The following is a 16,375-nucleotide window of genomic DNA, read 5'->3' on the forward strand; positions in this document are numbered from 1 at the left end:
CTGGTGAGCGACAGCGCCGTTCTACTCGTCGACCTGCTCTGTCGACTCCGCGGCTTGGCGATCGAGCAGCGGCGAATCCGGATTTTCGCAGCCATCGACCCCACAGACGCCGGCGTCGGCCCCCGCGCGTGCGACGCCGGCGGCGACGCGGTCGATCTCCCAGTCGACATCGTGGCCCTGCTCGGACTCGTGATCGGCCAACGCGAGCCGTGCCCGACCGAGGTTCGGAAACGATGCCCGAAACTCGCAGTCCCGACACTCGATCACGACGTGGTCAGTATCCATCAGTAGCTGTTGGATCTGTGGCGTGAAAACGCTCCGTATTCGTCGACTGCGCCCAAACGATGCCGACAGCCGATCCGGACCTCACGCTGTGTCGGCGTCCGTCTCATCGTCGTCCGCATCGGCAGCGGCCCGCTCCATGGCGAGGGTTGCGATGCCGGCCGCGGCGAATCCGATGCCGACCGCCCGGAGCTGCCGGAGGTACGCCGGCGTCGCTTCGAGATCGCCGGCGTGGTCGAAGTTCTTGCCCAGCATCTTCTTGAAGATCGCCACGTTGAACTGGGGAACGACTGCAGTGAGGAGTCCCTGTCCGATCGCCCACAACGCGCCGAGTTTTCGGCAGTTCGTGTTCATACGGACGGAGCTACGGCTCCCGACACAATTAGGATTGCGGGAATTATAGGACAGTGGGACTGCGGCGGGAGCCACTGGCCCGGCTCGATGGCGCTACTCGTAGCGCCACTCGGCGGTGACCTGCTCGTAGTCGAGCAGTTCGTCGTCGTCGAAAAACAGGTCGATCTCGCGTTCGTTCGAGCCGGGATCCTCGTGGTCCGAGGCGTGGATCAGGTTCCGGCCGAGATCCAGCCCGTAATCGCCGCGGATCGTTCCCGGCGGCGACTCGGCGGGGTCGGTCTCGCCGACCATCCGCCGGACCTGTCGGGTGGCGTCTTTCCCCTCCCAGACCATCGCGAACACCGGGGCCGACGTGATGAAGTCGACCAACCCCTCGAAGAAGGGTTTGTCCTCGTGTTCGGCGTAGTGCTGTTCGGCCAGCTGCTGGTCGATCTGCATGGCCTTGGCGCCGACGAGCTTCAGTCCTCGCTGTTCGAACCGGGAGATAATCTCGCCGATGAGACCGCGCTGGACACCGTCGGGCTTTACCATTACGAAGGTCCGCTCGTCGTTACTCATGGATACTGTTGGTAGGGGATCAGGTTACCGCTTATGGCGGTATAGTTGCCGATCGATTCGGGTTAGTTGCCGCTTTCGCGGCCTGCTTCGGTCCACTCCAGATCGCGGGCCTCGCGGCCGAGCAGATAGTTCTTCTCGGCCTTCGAGTCCTTGAAGTGGAGGACGGTACCGTCTGTCTTGACGTACATCGTGCCCGTGCCGGGCTCGATCTCGTCGCCTGAGTAGTCGCAGGTGCGTGTTTCAACCATTATTGGCCTCCGATGGAGTCCGCATCACGCTGGGTCTCCCGCAGCTGCAGGATATCGCCCTCGCGGATCGGACCCAGCACGTTGCGGGTGATGATACGGCCCTGATTCGAGCCTTCTTGGATGCGGCACTTGACCTGCATGGCCTCGCCGTGCATCCCGGTCTTGCCGACGACCTCGATGACCTCCGCGGCCGTCGAGTCGGTGGCGTTCTCCTCTGCGCTCATGGTGGGTTACTGGAGTTCCTCGACCTTCGCGCCGATGTCCTCGACGTCGTCCGATGCGTCGCCGGCGTCGACGATGGCGGCGGCCGCGGAGCCAACTTCGAGTCCGGCGGCGTGACCGACGTCGTCCTGCGTTTCGACGAAGACGACCGGAATGCCCTTCTCCTCGGAAATCTCGGGGAGGTGCATCACGATCTCTTCGGGCGAGACGTCCTCGGCGACGTAGACGAGCTGGGCGTTGCCGCGCTCGACGGCCTTGGTGGTCTCGTTGGTTCCTTTCTTTACACTACCTGTGTCTCGGGCGACCTCGAGGGCGTCGAGTGCGCGCTCTGCGAGGTCGGCTGGGGTGTCGTAATCTACGTAAACTGCCATATGTTGTACCTCTCCTATCCGTGGGCTCGCACGTCCTCGCCGAACGGTTGGTCCCTGACGGCGAGGCGTATCATCAACCCCGATAGGCTGTACCCCTTCGTTCGACTCACCCCCATAAAAGCGCTTTCAAACCGTCCCACCCGTGTGAGGTCTCACCACGGCCCCTTGTGGGGGTTTTCGGCGTCGACACACGCGGGCCCGTGCCGAGCCATCCCACACGCGCCCCACGCCGACCGTGCTGCCGGCATCACTCATCAGTGTGCTGTCGACTGGCTACCAGTTTCCCTGTGGCCTACGTGTCGCGGCGGGCGAACAGCACGATCCCGACCATCGAAAACACGACCTCGTCGTCCTCGTTCGCGGTTTCGACACGCAGTCGAACCGTTCCGCGCCGATCGCTGTCGACCTCCCGCTCCTCAACAGTGGCCCGAACCGAGAGTGAGTCCCCCGGCTGGACCGGCTGCCACCAGCGGAGGTCGTCGACGCCTTTCGCGCCCCTCGTGGCTGCCTCCGAGAGGAGGCAGTCGACGAGCAGCCGCATCGACACCGACGCCGTGTGCCAGCCGCTGGCGATCAGGCCGCCGTAGGGCGACTTTTCGGCCGCGCGGTCGGGATCGGTGTGGAACCACTGGGGGTCGTACTGGGCGGCGAAGTCGACGATCTCGGTTTCGGTCACTTCGTATGTATCGCTGGTCCACTCGTCGTCGACAGCGAAATCTTCGAAATACAGCGTCATTGCCTCGGCTCGGTGCCGGACGGACAAAAGAGTGGGCTGCTCAGCTCCGCTTGCCGATCTCCTCGCGGAGAATGCTGCTGATCGTCTCGCCGTCGGCCTTCCCGCGGAGTTGGCCCATACACTCGCCCATGAGTCCGGAAAAGGCGGCCATCCCCTCCTCGGCGACCTGCTCGCTGTTGCGCTCGACGACGCCGACGATGACTTCGCGGACCTCGCCCTCGTCGACGCCGCCGAGTCCGGCCTCCTCGACCGCGTCCTCGGCGCTCAGATCGGGCTGCTCGGCCAGCACCGTCAGCACGTCACCCACGCCCTCCTTTGCGAGTTCGTCGTCGGCCACGAGTTCGAACACCGCGAGGAAGTGGGCATCCGCGAGGTTTTCGACCGGGACATCGTCCCGGCGGAGTTCGACGACCGTGCTTTCGAGCACCGATGCCGCGAAGGTGGCGTCGACGCCCTGCTCGACGGCCTCCTCGAACAGCGGCATCCGGCGGCCGTAGGCGACCTGCTCGGCGAGGCCGCTGTCGAGCCCGAATTCGTCTTGGTAGCGGTCGACCTTTGCGGTCAGTAGTTCGGGCTCCTCGATCTCGCTGGGATCGGGTTCGACCGGCGGTACGTCGGTCTCGGGGTACATCCGTGCTGCGCCGGGCAGCGGGCGGAGATATCGAGTGGTTCCCTCCTCGGTCGCATCGCGGGTCTCCTCCGGCACGCCCTCTATAGCCGTCGCCGCGCGCTCGGCGACCGCCTCGATAGCGAGATCGGCGGTCTCCGGATCGGCCGCGACGATGGCGACCGCGTCTTCTGGGCCTGCGTCGACAGCCTCTCGGAGCGCGTCGACTTCCGCCTCCGTAACGCCGTAGGCCGGCAGTTCGTCGGTGTGGAAGATGCCGCCCGCGCCGTGGCGTTTGGCATGGTCGGAGAACTCGGTGCCGAGTCGGCGGTCGGGCTGGATCTCCCGGCCGACGAGTCCGTCGAATCCGAAGAGGGGGACCGCTGTGACCTTGCCACCCGAGCCGAGTGCGCCACCGATGACGCCGGAGTCGGTGTCTTCGAAGACCGCGGTCACATCCTGTGTGTCGCCGACACCGGCCTCGCGCTCGCCGAGTTCGGCGGCGATGTCGACCAACTCCGATTGGCGCTGGACCTCCAGTTCGACGATCTCGTCGATCTGGTCGAGGGCCTGCACGCCTTTGATCTCGACGCGTGCGCCCTCCTCGATGGAGACGTTGACGTCCTGTCGGATGGTGCCGAGGCCGCGCTTTACTTTGCCCGTCGACCGCAGGAGCATCCCGATGCGTTCGGCGGCTTCTTTAGCCTGCTGTGGGCTCCGGATGTCCGGCCCCGTCCCGATCTCCACGAGCGGGACGCCGAGGCGGTCGAGGCTGTAGAGGACGCCGTCGTCCCGTTCCTCGACGCGCTGGGCGGACTCCTCTTCCAGCAGGAGGTCGACCACTGATACTGGCCCGTCGCTCGTCTGGATCTCGCCTTCCTGCCCGAGCAGCATCGTGCGCTGGAATCCCGAGGTGTTCGAGCCGTCAATGACCAGTTTGCGCATGACGTGAAGCTGGTCGACGATCTGCATATCGAGCAGCGAGGCGATCTGCATCGCCACGGCGAGGGCCTCGTCGTCGACCTCCGTCGGCGGTTCGTCGTCCTCCTCGACCAGACAGGTGGTGTCGTAGGCGAGGTACTCGAACTCGCGGTCGACGCGGCTCTCTTCGAGGGCGGCGTCGTCGAGTTCGCCCAGTTCGCTCTTCGTTGGGTGCAGAAATCGAGTGATCGTTCGCTCGGCGTCTTCGGGCTCGCGGATCTCGGTCGGCGACTCACAGAACAGCTTGGTTTCGGTGTCGAGCTGTTGGTGAATTTCGAGACCGGCGACGAGACCGAGTGACTCGTAGTCGTACTCGGAGCTACTCATTGGGCGAACGTGGGAGACGGGGGCCTAAAAAGGATGCAGATGCCGAGCGGGTCAAAACACGGCAGCTCCGGCCACCCCACGGGGGAGGGGGCCGGATCGGTCGGGACGGCAGTGGTTAGGATCGTACGCGACGGAGCCCTTCTCCGAGGCCTTCGGAGTCACAGTCCTCGGTCGGACACTCGTAGTGCCACCCGTCGCGGGTGGCCTGCCCCTCCGGGAACGTCGATCCACATTTTCGGCACAGTAACAGGTCGCGTCCCCGTGTCTGAAGCTGAGGCATATTTGAACGGACGACAGGTACCGGCTTCAAAATATCGTTTTCGAGGCTAACGGCCAGTAGCCGGTATTAATTCGGCTCCGTCTTGTGATTCGAACGGTCGACACCGGGGTTTCGAATCCCTGTAACGTGCCAACTACTGGCGCACATCTCTCTCAAAATCGACTGTATTCGAACGTAGCCGCCCGAATCCCTCACGATCGTTCAGTGTCGACCGGCCACACTCGGCCGACAGGCCGTGTCGACTGGTCACTGTGAGCGGACTGACGAAACGGATGGGCAGTTCGCACCCCGAGTCGGCTGGCCTACTCCTCGGTGCCGAGAATCCCGCAGTAGATTACCGCTTCAGTGCGCGGATGTCGATCAGCCGATCAGCGGCGTGTGGTCACCATCACGTGTGTGCAGTTCGGGATACATCGAAAACCGGTCGTATCGGCGGGCCTCACGGAACTTTCCGAACCCGAGACGGCGGTACGGTTCGGGTGGGACGACACCCATTTTGACGAAACAGTCCCGGATCTGGCATCGAAGGTGGTAGTCGAGGAACCCCCGGAACGCGGCAAGCGACGCGGGCGCATACGGGAGGAGTTCGAGTCGTGTGTCTGCCTGCCGGTCGAACGGATCATCGGCTGCTGCGACTTCGTGTCGACCCTGTCGATTCGGATAGCCGACGTGAATCCCCGAGACGGCACTGACCGTGAGATCGGTGTCGCGTGGATCAACACCGGGATCCTCGTGGAAGTCATCACTGAACGACTGCCAGCGGTCGAGGTCGGCGTCCGAGAGTTCGGATACTGGACGGACCTCGGTGTTGTCTTCAAGCGAGATTCCGTAGGCCGTCGCTAGCTCGCGGGCCCGATCGGTGATGGATGTCTCGGAGAGATCGAGACCGAGATAGATGTCCTGTTCGTAGACGACCCCATTCGGCTTCCGGACGGCCGATGGGAGTTCGACCGGCCGGTCGACGGGGTCGTGGTGGCTCCGGATCTGGGTGTGGAGTGCGCCGAAAAACTGCTCGAACTCGGCCGGCGAGAGGCTATCGATAGCCTGCCGGACGGCTTCGATATAGGCCGGGTTGTCGGTGTGGTCGACTGCCTCATAGCCCCGCTCGGCGAACACGTAGTATCTGGTGTATCGCCGCGCCTGATTGTTGTGTTCGTTGTCTTCGGCGGTGCGCTTGCTGGCATCGTCTGCGTACGCCTCACATTGGTGATACAGGATATCTCCTGTCTCATCCATCTCGATTAGATGCTCAGCACCATTATTGTCTATAACACTCAGACCAATTCTCTCTGATTCACCTGTTATTATTGCATCCATAATTTTTCACCGTCGACTTTGTGCATCGCCCGTGGGCGTGCCACCATGATTCTCTCTGGCCGCGACGAGCTCTTCGTACATTTCGGCCATCTCGTGGTACATCTCTTCGAGTCGGTCGGCTTCGCCACCGGGGCGGTTGGTGATGAGTGAACCGATCGTCTCCTTGGCGAGATCACCGGAGATCGCGCTGGCCATTCCGACGACTGCGCCGCCAGCGCCCGCGATGGCCGAGCCGGGACCGAGAACCGATCCCGCAGTCGCTCCGGCCGCAAAGCCGGCAGCACCCTTCGTTGCGACCGCCGGCAGGTCGACTCCCTCCGTGGCTCCGGGCGTGGCTTCGAGCATCGTCTCCATCAACTGTTCCTGCCGCTGTTCGGTGTGTTCCACGCGCGTTTCGAGATCGTCGACCGCCTCGTAGAGCATCCCGCCCTTCGCCGAGCGCTGAACGTGCATCGCACAGCCCATCCGATTGACGACGACAGGCCCGTCTTCCATGACCTGCTGGGCGACCTCCTCGGCCTCGCGTTCGAGGGCGGGATCGGGGTCGACCTCCAACGCCATATCGTCCTGCGGCAACATCGACACTGCGCCATCCGTCTGCTGTCTCACGTGTGCCAACTCGTGAGCCAGCACGTGCTGGCCCTCCAGCGATCCCGGATCGTACTCGCCGGCATTGAACGCGACATGATTGCCGACGGTGAACGCGCGGGCGTTGATCGCCTCGCAGGCTGCGGCGGCCTGCGGGCCAGTGTGAATCTGTACGTCGCTAAACGACTCCCCCATCCGATCCTCCATCGCCCGCTGGATCGAGCTATCGAGCGACCGGCCAGTCGACGAGATCACATCCCGAACCGAATCGGGCACACCCGTCTCTCCAGCCCGATCGGTGTCGTCGACGGCTTTCTCGCTCCGCAGTACGGATCGGCGGTTCTGTCGTTCGATATTCGTTGGTACCGCCGAGGGGCGCTCGGCCTGTCGCTCGCGGAAGGCCTCCATGTCACGGGTCTTGCCCATGATATCGGTCGGCATCCCCTCGTCGACCCACTCGTGGACGTGCTGGCCGTAGGTCGACTCGTGGGTCTGCAACCGCTGGAGCGTCCGATGGTCGGGAATCGTCATTTCGAAGTGTTGTTCGCCCTGCTCGATGTCGTTCGTCCAGATCCCTGACGACTGTTGGTGTGACTCCTGTGGAGTCGATCCGTGTTGTCGAGTAGTCCGAGCTACCGAACTCGAGCTGGCAGTGGTTTCCGTCCGATCGAATGAGCGAAACCCCATGGAGAGACTCTACAGTGGCGTGCCACCGTCATCCTATTTGAAATATCGGGGGTGAAAAACAGTCGACAGCGCGCTCGGTGCTGTTCGTCGCTACTCGTCGGTGCCGAGAATCCCGCGGTGGGTCATCGCTTCGGGATCGAGTACCTCGTCGGCCTCCTCGGGCGTGAGGTATCCCTCGTCGACGGCCACTTCGCGGACCGTCTTCCCCTCGGCGAGCGCCTTCTTGGCGACTTTCGAGGCCTTGTCGTAGCCGATCGCGGGGTTGAGCGCCGTTGCGAGGGCCATCGACTGTTCGACCTGCTCGGCGCAGTACTCCTCGTTGGCTTCGAGTTTGTCGACGAACCGCTCGGCGAAGATCTCCGAACCGTTCGCAATGAGTTCGGCCGACTGGAGGAAGTTGTGGGCGAGCACCGGTTTGTAGAGGTTGAGATCGATCTGCCCCTCGCTCGCGCCCGCGGAGACGGCGGCGTCGTTGCCGACGACCTGTTTGTGGAGCTGGTTGACCGATTCGGCGACCACCGGGTTGATCTTGCCGGGCATGATCGATGAGCCGGGCTGGTTTTCGGGCTGTTCGATCTCGCCGAGCCCGTTGCGCGGCCCCGAGGCGAGGAGTCGGAGGTCGTTGGCGATCTTGTTCAGGGAGCCAGCGACGGTCCGGAGCGCGCCGTGGGCCTCTGACATCGCGTCGTGAGCGGCCTGTGCCTCGAAGTGGTTGTCGGCCTCGCGGAACTGGAGACCGGTCTCCTCGGACATATATTCCGCGGCGCGCTCAGGGAACTCGGGGTGGGTGTTGAGCCCGGTGCCGGTCGCGGTCCCGCCGAGGGCGAGTTCGCCGAGATGGTCTTGGATGTTCTCGGCGCGAGCGATCCCCTTCTCGATCTGAGCGCGGTAGCCGCCGAACTCCTGGCCGAGTCGGACCGGGGTTGCGTCCTGCAGGTGGGTTCGGCCCGTCTTGACGACGCCGTCGAATTCGTCTTCCTTCTCGCCGAGCGATTCGGCGAGTGTTTCGAGCGCCGGAACCACGTCCTTGGCGACCGCTTCGAGCGCCGAGACGTGCATCGCGGTCGGGATCACGTCGTTGCTGGACTGGCCGTAGTTGACGTGGTCGTTGGGGTGGACGACGCGGTCGCCAATCTCGTGGCCCATGATCTCGGCGGCGCGGTTGGCGATGACCTCGTTGGCGTTCATGTTCGAGGAGGTGCCCGAGCCGGTCTGGAAGATGTCGACCGGGAACTGGTCGTCGTGGTCGCCGGCGATGACCTCGTCGGCGGCGTCGACGATGGCCTCGGCAATGTCGTCGTCCAGCAGGCCGAGATCGCGGTTGGCCTGTGCGGCGGCCTTCTTGACGATGCCGAGCGCGCGGACGAAGCGTCGACCGAACGCGATCCCCGAGATGGGGAAGTTCTCGACGGCGCGCTGGGTCTGTGCGCCCCAGTAGGCGTCCGCGGGAACCTGCATCTCTCCGAGACTGTCGGCTTCGGTTCTGAACTCGTCGGACATACGCGGCCCAACGCGGGATTCCGGGGTAAAAGCTACTGATCTTCCCGGAGTCTGGGACCGATTAGGCCGTCTCCTCGGTGTACTCCTCGGGGGTGTAGGTCTTGAGTTCGATGGCGTGGATGTCGGTCGTCATCGCCTCGCCGAGGGCGTCGTAGACGAGTTGGTGTTGGGCGACGAGGCGCTTGCCCTCGAAGGCCGGCGAGACGACCTCGGCGGCGTAGTGGGCGTCCTCGAACTCCTCGTCGACCGCGCGCGGTCGACTCACCGTCGCCTCGGCGTCCTCGATCCCCGCTTCGATCGCGGCCTCGATATCGGCTGCGTTCATGGCTGGACGTTGGGGCCGACCACTAAAAACGGCAGGCTTCGGGCGGTCATGGGCTCACTCGTTGACGATCGTCCCACCGAGGTAGCTATCGATCTTGTCGGTCGACTTCTGGATGCGCTTCGAAAACGTGAGCACCCGCTGGCCCTCGACTCGCCGATCCTGTTCGATGTCCAGCGTCAGCCCCTGCTCGCGGAGATGCTCCAGTAAGGCGTCGACGACCCGCGGGTCGGCGCGAACCGTGTGGCGCTCGCCGAGTCGCTCGCCCCCGTCGACCGCCTCGATGGCCTCGGTCATCGGCACGAGTAGCGACTCGCCGACGCCGTGGGCGCGCGCCCGTCGCTCCGCCTCAGTGTCGGCGAACTCGACCGACTGGAACCCTTCGCGGATGAGCCGCCGGAAGGAGAAATCCCGGCCGTAGTCGAACGGGAGGCCAAAGGCGAAGGCCAGATCGCCCTGATTGGCCGCCGAGGTGGTGTATTTCAATTGTTGGCCGCCGTCGATCGTCTTCATTACGATTCCCTCGCGGTCCCGCTCGTCGAGATCGTCTATGGTCTCGGGCGTCGACTCGACCGCCTCGCTGGGCGTATAGATCCCGAACAGGTCGACCTGCGGAATCCCGAGGTCTGCACAGGCTGCGCGCCGATCTTCCACCGGCAGCGACTCGCCGCTGACGCGCTCGCGGATGTCGAACGCCCGGAAGGCGATCGAGTCGACATCGTAGCAGTCGGCGGTCGTGTAGGGGTTTTCGGGGCCGATCATCTCACCGCAGAGCATTCGGTCGGGATGCTGCTCGAAAAAGCGGTCGACGGGGAGTAGCGTCCTGACCTTGTGCGTCGTAAACGGACAGACGATCCCGCTGCGCGTGAAGGCCAGCACGTCGCCCTCGATGCGGGCCACGCGGACGTTGTAGCCGTTGAGCTTCTCCTCGACGGCGATCTCGCGGTCGAAATGCTGGGGGATTCCCTCGTCGAGCACCAGACAGCGGGGGATCTTCGGAAAGCCACGAACTACGGTTCCGGCGACCAGTACGGTCCCCTTCTCGACGGCCTTGCGGTAGTCGGGCAGTCGACGGTACTCCCGACCCGCGTAGCTGTCGTCGTGGAACTGCTCGGCGAGGTCGGCGAACCGCTCCCGAGACAGCCCGAGTTGGTCGTGGTACTCCATGACATAACCCACGCCGTCGACACCCATCAATCTCCTCGCCGTTCCCTCGCTGTCGTGCGAATTTCAGGAATCGAATCCAGTTCGACGGACGGATCTGGAGCTACAAACCGACGGGGGTTGAGGTCGACATATGGACCGCTCGTTCAAACAACGGTTCGTCCTCGATACGTCGCTGTTCATCACCGAGGAGATCCGTCGCGACGAGGAAACGCTGGAGGAGGCCATCGACAGGCTGCTGGATCTGATCGCGGCCGCGCGGCTGGAGCTGGACATCTCCTGTCACATGCCGCCGTCGATCCACAGCGAACTGACGACGATGCTCGACGCCCGGGGTGTGTCGGCGTCGACCCAGTCGACACTCACCACGTGGGTCATCCGCAAGCATCCCGACCGATACACAGTCTCGATTCCAGCCGACGTGGTCTATCGGTTCGTCGACGAGATGAGCGACCGCGTGGATCGAGGGCTCCGCGTTTCGGAGGAGGCCGTCCGCCGGGCCGAGACCTCGGGTGACGAGCCGGTCGCGGACCACGACCACATGACCGAGGTCGACGCCGTAATCTCGGATCTCCGGGATCGCTACCGGCGGGCGCTCCGGCAGGGGGTCCTCGACTCGCGGGAGGATTTCGACCTTCTGATTCTGGCCCGCGAACTCGATGCTGGCGTCGTCACCGAGGACACGGGCATCATCGCGTGGACCGAGGACTTCGGGCTCCGATACCTCCGTGGGCAGGATTTCCCGCCGCTGCTCTACGATTATCTGGAAGCGGTCGACGCCCTCGACCGACTCGATCATCCCCGCCCGCAAGACGAAGGGGGCTAACTCCAGCGATCCAGCCCGGTCTGGACGACCGAGGATTCGATGCGCTCGAAGCCGCGTTCGACCTCGCTCTCGTCGACTTCCCACTCCTCGGTCACATACTCACGGGCAGCAGACAGATCAGGGTTGATGTCGGTATCGTACTCGTAGTCGTCCGTCACCGGCGGATCGAAAAACAGCTCACGAATCCGGTCGGCGAACTCAATATGGTCGCCACGGGCCTCCAGGACCGCGAACAGATCGCCGTGTTCCTTGATCAGTTTGATCGCCGTCTTGGGGCCGATCCCGTTGATTCCCTCGTTGAAGTCGGTGCCGCAGAGCATGGCGGCGTCGACCAACTGCTCGTAGCTGATGTCGTGGTTGTCGAGAGTCGGCTGGAGTTCCATCAGTTCGGGATGGCCCTTGCTCGTCAGCCCCCGCAGGGTTCGGGGTGCGCCAAAGAGGAGCGTGTCGTAGTCCTCGCTGCCGACGTAGTCGGCGTCGCCGATCCGGGTCATGTAGGCGGCCTGGGCCTCGCCCTCGGCGGGCGCGTCGATGTACGGGACATCCATCAGGTCCAGCAGTTCGCGGCTGGTCTCGTGGATCGTCTCGGTGAGCCGGACCGTCCGGGCCGACAACCGGGCGGCTTCGACCGTGTCTCCGTCTTCCTTGGCCTGCTCAAGCCGTTCTTCGGCCTCCTTGCGGTTCTCCCGTCGACGCTCGACCTCGTCGTCTTTTAATTCCGTGACGCCACCATCGAACACGAAGACGGGCGTGAGGTCGTGCTCGAAGAACTTCGGGAGCCCCTGAACGATCCCGACGAGATTGGCGACTTCGGTGCCGTCGTCGGTCGTGTAGATCGAATCGTTGGTCCATTTGACCGTCGTCGTCAGATACCGATACAGCCAGTTGTGGGCGTCGACCGCGACGACGTTGCCCTCGATGTCGGCGAAGGGGCACTCCGAGAGCGCCGCCAGCGAGCGAAGATCCGCGTTTCCCATGGCTACTCGCTGGAGCCCTGCGGATTTGAAACCCCCGAGTCGTCGGTCCCGGTTTGCGAGCGGTCGTTGTCCTCGACCGGGTCCGGCGGATCGGCCGCCTCGTGATCGTGCAAAAACGACTCCTCGGCCGCAGACAGCCCGTCTCGACCACGAAACCGGTCGAGACCGCGTTGGTAGCCCGAGGTCGACACCGCGGCTCGCTGCCCCGTGGGTCGTTGCAGAATCAGTTCGGCGAGTCCCGTCTCACGGCCGGTCGTGCCGAATCCGGCCCGGTAGAGCGCGTGGTACGAAAAGACGTTGTTGACGGCGATCCGGACCCGGTCGTAGCCGCGATCGAGCGCCTCTGCGGTGACGAACGCCGCGAGCCGCGGCCCGAGTCGGAGACCGCTGCCGCGGAGGTCGTTGCGAACGGTGAGATACCGGATCCATAGCGTCTCGGCGTCGGTTCGGTCGGCGTTGAACGCGGCAGCCACGAGGATATCGGTGTCGAACGCCGCCGCCGAAAGGCCCTCGGGGAGCGACGCGAGGCCGTCGACACCCTGTGGGTCATCGCCGTCCGGCGTGTCGTGGTCGACGGGTGGCTCGCCACGTGCCACGGCAATACCGGTATTGCCAGTGACGAACTTCCCGGCGTAGCTGAACCGGCGGTAGTCCAGCCGGAGTCGGGGTTCGTCGACCGGCCAGCCGAGGAGGGCGAACTCCATACCAGATGTCGGTGGCCGCACCACAAGAATGGTCGTGTCGGAAGGGGCTTACACGGTCCGTCGACGGCGGTAACACTCGTGTCACCGCGTACTCAAGTAGCCGGACCGCCCTATATACAGGCATGACAGACACACCAGCAACGCCGGGCATCCACCACGTCACCTGTATCGCGGGTGATCCACAGCGCAACATGGATTTCTGGGTCGAGACCCTCGGCCTCCGACTCGTCAAGCGGTCGATCAATCAGGACGATCCGTCGACCTACCACTTCTTCTTCGCAGACAGGGAGGGCACCCCCGGCACCAGCATGACCTTCTTCCCGTGGGAGAACATGCGCCGGGGAAAGGTCGGCACCGGCCAAGTCTCCCGGACCGCCTTCCGGGTCCCCGAGGGGAGCCTCGACTACTGGGAAGCGCGGTTCGACGAGTACGGCGTCGACTATCAGGATCGCGTCGACCGCTTCGGCGAGACAGTCCTCCCCTTTACCGACCCCGACGGCCTGCCGATCGAACTCGTGGCTGTCGAGATTCCGGACGACGATCCCACGGTGCCGTGGACCGAGTTCGTCCCCGCGGAACACGCCATCCGCGGCTTCCACTCGGTGACGCTCTGGCTGGGCGATCCGTTCCAGACCGAGGAACTGCTGCGAACGATGGGGTTCGAGGTGGTCGGCACCGAGGAGTCGCCGGGCGACACGCCGGGCGACGAGCGCACCCGGTTTGCGGCGAGTGGGCTGGTCGGCAAATACGTCGACGTCCTCCCGACCATCGAGGGCGGCCGGCAGGGCCACGGGACGGTCCACCACGTCGCCTTCCAGACGCCGACCGACGAGGAGCAGGAAGCGATGCGGACGGCCGTCAGCAGACACAGTGTCCGGCCGACCAACCAGATCGACCGCCACTGGTTCCGGTCGGTCTACTTCCGCGAACCGAACGGCGTGCTGTTTGAACTCGCCACGAGCGACCCGGGGTACGACAGCGACGAACCCCTCGACGAACTCGGCGAGCGGCTCGTCCTACCGGGGGAGTTCGGGAGTCGACGCGAGGCGATCGAAGCCGGGTTGACCGACGTGACGATCCCGAGAAACGAATAGGAGCCTGCCGCTCAACTCGACAGCGAGTCGGCGGTCCAGCCGGGATCGACGCCGGTGACAGTGATACACTCGGCCCGGCAGGCCGGACAGAGGTCGGGTTCCACAGCGTCGCCCCGCGGGACGTACACCGCGCCACCGCACTCGATGCAGGCGTCGGCGACGACCGTCACGCAGTCCGCACAGACGTTGAAATCGTCGACCGTCAGGTCGCGCAGCGGTTCGAGTTGTTTGTCCAATGTGTACTCGTCGATAACCGTCTGGCAGCTGTGGCACGATTGCATAACGATGCAGTTTGAGCCATGTGACCACGCCACATATACTTGTCTCTTGGTACAATTGCCGCGCTACTGATCGGGAGCGGGGTCGACCTGATCAGGGTGGGTCGCACCGCCAGTAGCCGTCCCGCTCGTCGACGGCGTAGCCGGCCGCCGAGAGGATCGCTCGCACCTCGCGGCCGGTGTCGGTCGACAGCCCTGCCTCGTGAACCTCGATAAACAGGGTCGGTCGGTGGGTTTCGAGGGTCTCGCGGGCTCCCCGGAGGACGGCGGGGCTCGCACCCTCGACGTCGATCTTGATCGCGTCAGGTGGGGGGTAGTCGGCCACGATGCTGTCGACGCGCCGGATCGGCAGCGCGATGCTCTCGGCGAGGTCGGCTTCCCAGCGGGTCGCACTCTCGCGGTCGAATCCCGAGAGTTCGGGATACATCGAGACAAAGAACGGCCGCGTCTCGTCGGCATCGCCGACGCCACAGGCGACGACCTCGATCCGATCGCCGAGGTCGTTGCAGTCGACGTTCGCCCGCAGGTGGGTGCAGGTCCGGGGCGTCGGTTCGACGGCGACGAGACGGCGGCCCGGCGCGTCGACCGCCAGCGCCAGCGCGTAGATACCGACGTTGGCTCCGAGATCGTAGATCACCGCCTCGGGGCCGCAGTGAGCGTCGAGTGCGGCCAGCATCGGGTCGCTGCCGTGGCGGTTGAGCAACTCGTAGCTGTCGAACCGACCCGCAGGGGTTCGGTTCTCGGTCGCGAGCACCCGATGGGCGTAGTTGACCGCGACCAGCCGGTAGTAGCTCCGGTAGCCCAACCGGCGAAGCCGTCGACGGCCCCACGTCAGGAGTCGGTCCACACCGGCCCGAGGGGTCCGCGGCCCTTGGATATTCGTGATTTACGGTATCACGCCGCAATGTATCAGTCAGTGGGAATCCGGCAGCCATTCATGTGTCCCCACCGAAAGCACGACTGTATGACAACGATAGTGGCGAGCGAGGATGCGATGATCCGGACCGAAACGTTGGCATCGGTACTCGGCGACGAGGCGGAGGTCGTTGTGGCCGACTTGGAGTCGGCCGACGACATCGTCGACGCCGCCCGCGAGGCCGCCGGGCTGATCGTCGACGTCAACACGCCGGTCCCGACGGTGGTCTTCGAGGAGTGCGAGCAGCTACAGGTCGTCGCCCGCGCCGGCGTCGGCGTCGACCGGATCGACTTCGAGGCCGCCGCTGCCAACGACGTGACGGTGGTCAACGTTCCCGACTACTGTCGCGACGAGGTCTCGACCCACGCCGCCTCGCTGCTGTTTGCGGGCATTCGCCGCCTCAGCGTCTTCGATTCGGCAGTCAAAGGCGGCAACTGGCACTGGACCGACGGCCAGCCGATCTACCGGCTGACCGGCGAGACCGTCGGCTTCCTCTCGTTCGGCCAGTTGGCGCAGGCGACCGCCGAGAAACTGCAGGGGTTCGACTGCCGGTTCGTCGCGGCCGACCCCTACGTCGACGAGGAAGAAATGGCCGAGTACGGCGTCGAGAAAGTGCCGTTCGACGACCTGCTTGAGGAGGCCGACCACGTCTCGATCCACGCGCCGCTGACCGACGACACCCGCGGCATGTTCGACCGCGATGCGTTCCGACGGATGAGCGATACGGCGGTCCTTGTCAACGTGGGTCGTGGCCCGATCGTCAAGGAGGACGCGCTGGCGTGGGCGCTCGAAGAAGGCGAGATCGCCGCCGCAGGGCTCGACGTGCTGGAAACCGAGCCGCCGGAGGATTCGCCGCTGCTGGAGCGCGACGACGTGATCCTCACCCCGCATACGGCGTTCTACTCGGAGGAGTCGCTGGCCTACCTCAACGAGCACATGGCCAACGACATCCTTGCGGTGCTCGCCGACGAGCAGCCCAAGGGCTACGTCGACCCCGAGAGCGACTGGCTATAGAGCCGGACGGCAACGTTTAGGA

The 16,375-nt window shown here is 64.6% G+C and carries 21 protein-coding genes; 3 read left to right on the top strand and 18 right to left on the bottom strand.

Annotated features, from left to right (window positions below; translation table 11 throughout):
- Positions 1-21: 21 nt before the first annotated feature.
- From NKJ34_RS02635 to NKJ34_RS02695, 14 genes are all read right to left on the bottom strand, one after another.
- Positions 22-285: a DUF7542 family protein gene (locus NKJ34_RS02635; protein ID WP_253736702.1), complete on the bottom strand. Its 264-nt coding sequence runs from the start codon at positions 283-285 to the stop codon at positions 22-24.
- An 81-nt stretch (positions 286-366) separates the two neighbouring features.
- Positions 367-636, bottom strand: coding sequence for a hypothetical protein (locus NKJ34_RS02640; RefSeq protein ID WP_253736703.1), 270 nt, complete (start codon positions 634-636; stop codon positions 367-369).
- 93 nt (positions 637-729) lie between these two features.
- Positions 730-1,194, bottom strand: a complete 465-nt coding sequence (gene ndk / locus NKJ34_RS02645) for a nucleoside-diphosphate kinase (RefSeq protein ID WP_253736704.1) — start codon at positions 1,192-1,194, stop codon at positions 730-732.
- A 62-nt stretch (positions 1,195-1,256) separates the two neighbouring features.
- Complete coding sequence (locus NKJ34_RS02650; RefSeq protein ID WP_253736705.1) at positions 1,257-1,442, bottom strand: 50S ribosomal protein L24e; 186 nt, start codon at positions 1,440-1,442, stop codon at positions 1,257-1,259.
- Positions 1,442-1,666 carry a 30S ribosomal protein S28e gene (locus NKJ34_RS02655; protein WP_253736706.1) on the bottom strand — a complete coding sequence of 75 codons (225 nt, stop codon included), beginning with the start codon at positions 1,664-1,666 and terminating at the stop codon, positions 1,442-1,444. Before NKJ34_RS02655 ends, NKJ34_RS02650 begins: the two co-directional genes overlap by 1 nt.
- A gap of 6 nt (positions 1,667-1,672) precedes the next feature.
- On the bottom strand, positions 1,673-2,035 hold the full coding sequence (rpl7ae, locus tag NKJ34_RS02660; protein ID WP_253736707.1) for a 50S ribosomal protein L7Ae: 363 nt from the start codon (positions 2,033-2,035) through the stop codon (positions 1,673-1,675).
- Between the two features lie 292 nt (positions 2,036-2,327).
- Complete coding sequence (locus NKJ34_RS02665) at positions 2,328-2,771, bottom strand: MaoC family dehydratase (protein WP_253736708.1); 444 nt, start codon at positions 2,769-2,771, stop codon at positions 2,328-2,330.
- Between the two features lie 40 nt (positions 2,772-2,811).
- Complete coding sequence (gene gatE / locus NKJ34_RS02670) at positions 2,812-4,686, bottom strand: Glu-tRNA(Gln) amidotransferase subunit GatE (RefSeq protein WP_253736709.1); 1,875 nt, start codon at positions 4,684-4,686, stop codon at positions 2,812-2,814.
- Positions 4,687-4,801: 115 nt separating this feature from the next.
- Complete coding sequence (locus NKJ34_RS15830; protein WP_303647401.1) at positions 4,802-4,966, bottom strand: HVO_2901 family zinc finger protein; 165 nt, start codon at positions 4,964-4,966, stop codon at positions 4,802-4,804.
- Between the two features lie 360 nt (positions 4,967-5,326).
- Entirely contained in the window at positions 5,327-6,283 is a 957-nt protein-coding gene (locus NKJ34_RS02675) for a DUF7958 family protein (protein ID WP_484494512.1), read from the bottom strand.
- 6 nt (positions 6,284-6,289) lie between these two features.
- Positions 6,290-7,402 carry an eCIS core domain-containing protein gene (locus NKJ34_RS02680; protein ID WP_253736711.1) on the bottom strand — a complete coding sequence of 371 codons (1,113 nt, stop codon included), beginning with the start codon at positions 7,400-7,402 and terminating at the stop codon, positions 6,290-6,292.
- Between the two features lie 246 nt (positions 7,403-7,648).
- On the bottom strand, positions 7,649-9,058 hold the full coding sequence (locus NKJ34_RS02685; RefSeq protein WP_253736712.1) for a class II fumarate hydratase: 1,410 nt from the start codon (positions 9,056-9,058) through the stop codon (positions 7,649-7,651).
- Positions 9,059-9,119: 61 nt separating this feature from the next.
- A complete protein-coding gene (locus NKJ34_RS02690; RefSeq protein ID WP_253736713.1) occupies positions 9,120-9,383 on the bottom strand; it encodes a BolA/IbaG family iron-sulfur metabolism protein in 264 nt (87 codons plus the stop codon).
- Between the two features lie 54 nt (positions 9,384-9,437).
- Positions 9,438-10,547: an RNA ligase gene (locus NKJ34_RS02695; RefSeq protein ID WP_253736714.1), complete on the bottom strand. Its 1,110-nt coding sequence runs from the start codon at positions 10,545-10,547 to the stop codon at positions 9,438-9,440.
- 130 nt (positions 10,548-10,677) lie between these two features.
- On the opposite strand from NKJ34_RS02695, the gene NKJ34_RS02700 reads away from it, so the two are divergent.
- Positions 10,678-11,370, top strand: a complete 693-nt coding sequence (locus tag NKJ34_RS02700) for an RNA ligase partner protein (RefSeq protein ID WP_253736715.1) — start codon at positions 10,678-10,680, stop codon at positions 11,368-11,370.
- On the opposite strand, the gene fen is transcribed toward NKJ34_RS02700, so the two are convergent.
- Both fen and NKJ34_RS02710 read right to left on the bottom strand, forming a co-directional pair.
- A complete protein-coding gene (gene fen, locus NKJ34_RS02705; protein WP_253736716.1) occupies positions 11,367-12,347 on the bottom strand; it encodes a flap endonuclease-1 in 981 nt (326 codons plus the stop codon). The two genes, NKJ34_RS02700 and fen, sit on opposite strands and share 4 nt — an antisense overlap.
- A 2-nt stretch (positions 12,348-12,349) precedes the next feature.
- On the bottom strand, positions 12,350-13,051 hold the full coding sequence (locus NKJ34_RS02710; RefSeq protein WP_253736717.1) for a GNAT family N-acetyltransferase: 702 nt from the start codon (positions 13,049-13,051) through the stop codon (positions 12,350-12,352).
- 122 nt (positions 13,052-13,173) lie between these two features.
- On the opposite strand from NKJ34_RS02710, the gene NKJ34_RS02715 reads away from it, so the two are divergent.
- Positions 13,174-14,145, top strand: a complete 972-nt coding sequence (locus tag NKJ34_RS02715) for a VOC family protein (RefSeq protein WP_253736718.1) — start codon at positions 13,174-13,176, stop codon at positions 14,143-14,145.
- An 11-nt stretch (positions 14,146-14,156) separates the two neighbouring features.
- On the opposite strand, the gene NKJ34_RS02720 is transcribed toward NKJ34_RS02715, so the two are convergent.
- Complete coding sequence (locus NKJ34_RS02720; protein WP_253736719.1) at positions 14,157-14,426, bottom strand: DUF7571 family protein; 270 nt, start codon at positions 14,424-14,426, stop codon at positions 14,157-14,159.
- A 91-nt stretch (positions 14,427-14,517) separates the two neighbouring features.
- Complete coding sequence (locus NKJ34_RS02725) at positions 14,518-15,270, bottom strand: FkbM family methyltransferase (RefSeq protein ID WP_253736720.1); 753 nt, start codon at positions 15,268-15,270, stop codon at positions 14,518-14,520.
- 117 nt (positions 15,271-15,387) lie between these two features.
- Between NKJ34_RS02725 and NKJ34_RS02730 the strand changes: the two genes are divergently transcribed.
- Positions 15,388-16,353, top strand: coding sequence for a C-terminal binding protein (locus NKJ34_RS02730; protein WP_253736721.1), 966 nt, complete (start codon positions 15,388-15,390; stop codon positions 16,351-16,353).
- Positions 16,354-16,375 lie beyond the last annotated feature (22 nt).

Origin of the sequence: Halohasta salina, assembly GCF_024178165.1 — an archaeon.
In the GTDB taxonomy this organism is placed as follows: domain Archaea; phylum Halobacteriota; class Halobacteria; order Halobacteriales; family Haloferacaceae; genus Halohasta; species Halohasta salina.

Coding starts and splice junctions, on each gene's coding strand:
- NKJ34_RS02635 (WP_253736702.1), bottom strand. CDS start 285: ATGGATACTGACCACGTCGTGATCGAGTGTCGGGACTGCGAGTTTCGG.
- NKJ34_RS02640 (WP_253736703.1), bottom strand. CDS start 636: ATGAACACGAACTGCCGAAAACTCGGCGCGTTGTGGGCGATCGGACAG.
- ndk (WP_253736704.1), bottom strand. CDS start 1,194: ATGAGTAACGACGAGCGGACCTTCGTAATGGTAAAGCCCGACGGTGTC.
- NKJ34_RS02650 (WP_253736705.1), bottom strand. CDS start 1,442: ATGGTTGAAACACGCACCTGCGACTACTCAGGCGACGAGATCGAGCCC.
- NKJ34_RS02655 (WP_253736706.1), bottom strand. CDS start 1,666: ATGAGCGCAGAGGAGAACGCCACCGACTCGACGGCCGCGGAGGTCATC.
- rpl7ae (WP_253736707.1), bottom strand. CDS start 2,035: ATGGCAGTTTACGTAGATTACGACACCCCAGCCGACCTCGCAGAGCGC.
- NKJ34_RS02665 (WP_253736708.1), bottom strand. CDS start 2,771: ATGACGCTGTATTTCGAAGATTTCGCTGTCGACGACGAGTGGACCAGC.
- gatE (WP_253736709.1), bottom strand. CDS start 4,686: ATGAGTAGCTCCGAGTACGACTACGAGTCACTCGGTCTCGTCGCCGGT.
- NKJ34_RS15830 (WP_303647401.1), bottom strand. CDS start 4,966: ATGCCTCAGCTTCAGACACGGGGACGCGACCTGTTACTGTGCCGAAAA.
- NKJ34_RS02675 (WP_484494512.1), bottom strand. CDS start 6,283: ATGGATGCAATAATAACAGGTGAATCAGAGAGAATTGGTCTGAGTGTT.
- NKJ34_RS02680 (WP_253736711.1), bottom strand. CDS start 7,402: ATGACGATTCCCGACCATCGGACGCTCCAGCGGTTGCAGACCCACGAG.
- NKJ34_RS02685 (WP_253736712.1), bottom strand. CDS start 9,058: ATGTCCGACGAGTTCAGAACCGAAGCCGACAGTCTCGGAGAGATGCAG.
- NKJ34_RS02690 (WP_253736713.1), bottom strand. CDS start 9,383: ATGAACGCAGCCGATATCGAGGCCGCGATCGAAGCGGGGATCGAGGAC.
- NKJ34_RS02695 (WP_253736714.1), bottom strand. CDS start 10,547: ATGGAGTACCACGACCAACTCGGGCTGTCTCGGGAGCGGTTCGCCGAC.
- NKJ34_RS02700 (WP_253736715.1), top strand. CDS start 10,678: ATGGACCGCTCGTTCAAACAACGGTTCGTCCTCGATACGTCGCTGTTC.
- fen (WP_253736716.1), bottom strand. CDS start 12,347: ATGGGAAACGCGGATCTTCGCTCGCTGGCGGCGCTCTCGGAGTGCCCC.
- NKJ34_RS02710 (WP_253736717.1), bottom strand. CDS start 13,051: ATGGAGTTCGCCCTCCTCGGCTGGCCGGTCGACGAACCCCGACTCCGG.
- NKJ34_RS02715 (WP_253736718.1), top strand. CDS start 13,174: ATGACAGACACACCAGCAACGCCGGGCATCCACCACGTCACCTGTATC.
- NKJ34_RS02720 (WP_253736719.1), bottom strand. CDS start 14,426: ATGCAATCGTGCCACAGCTGCCAGACGGTTATCGACGAGTACACATTG.
- NKJ34_RS02730 (WP_253736721.1), top strand. CDS start 15,388: ATGACAACGATAGTGGCGAGCGAGGATGCGATGATCCGGACCGAAACG.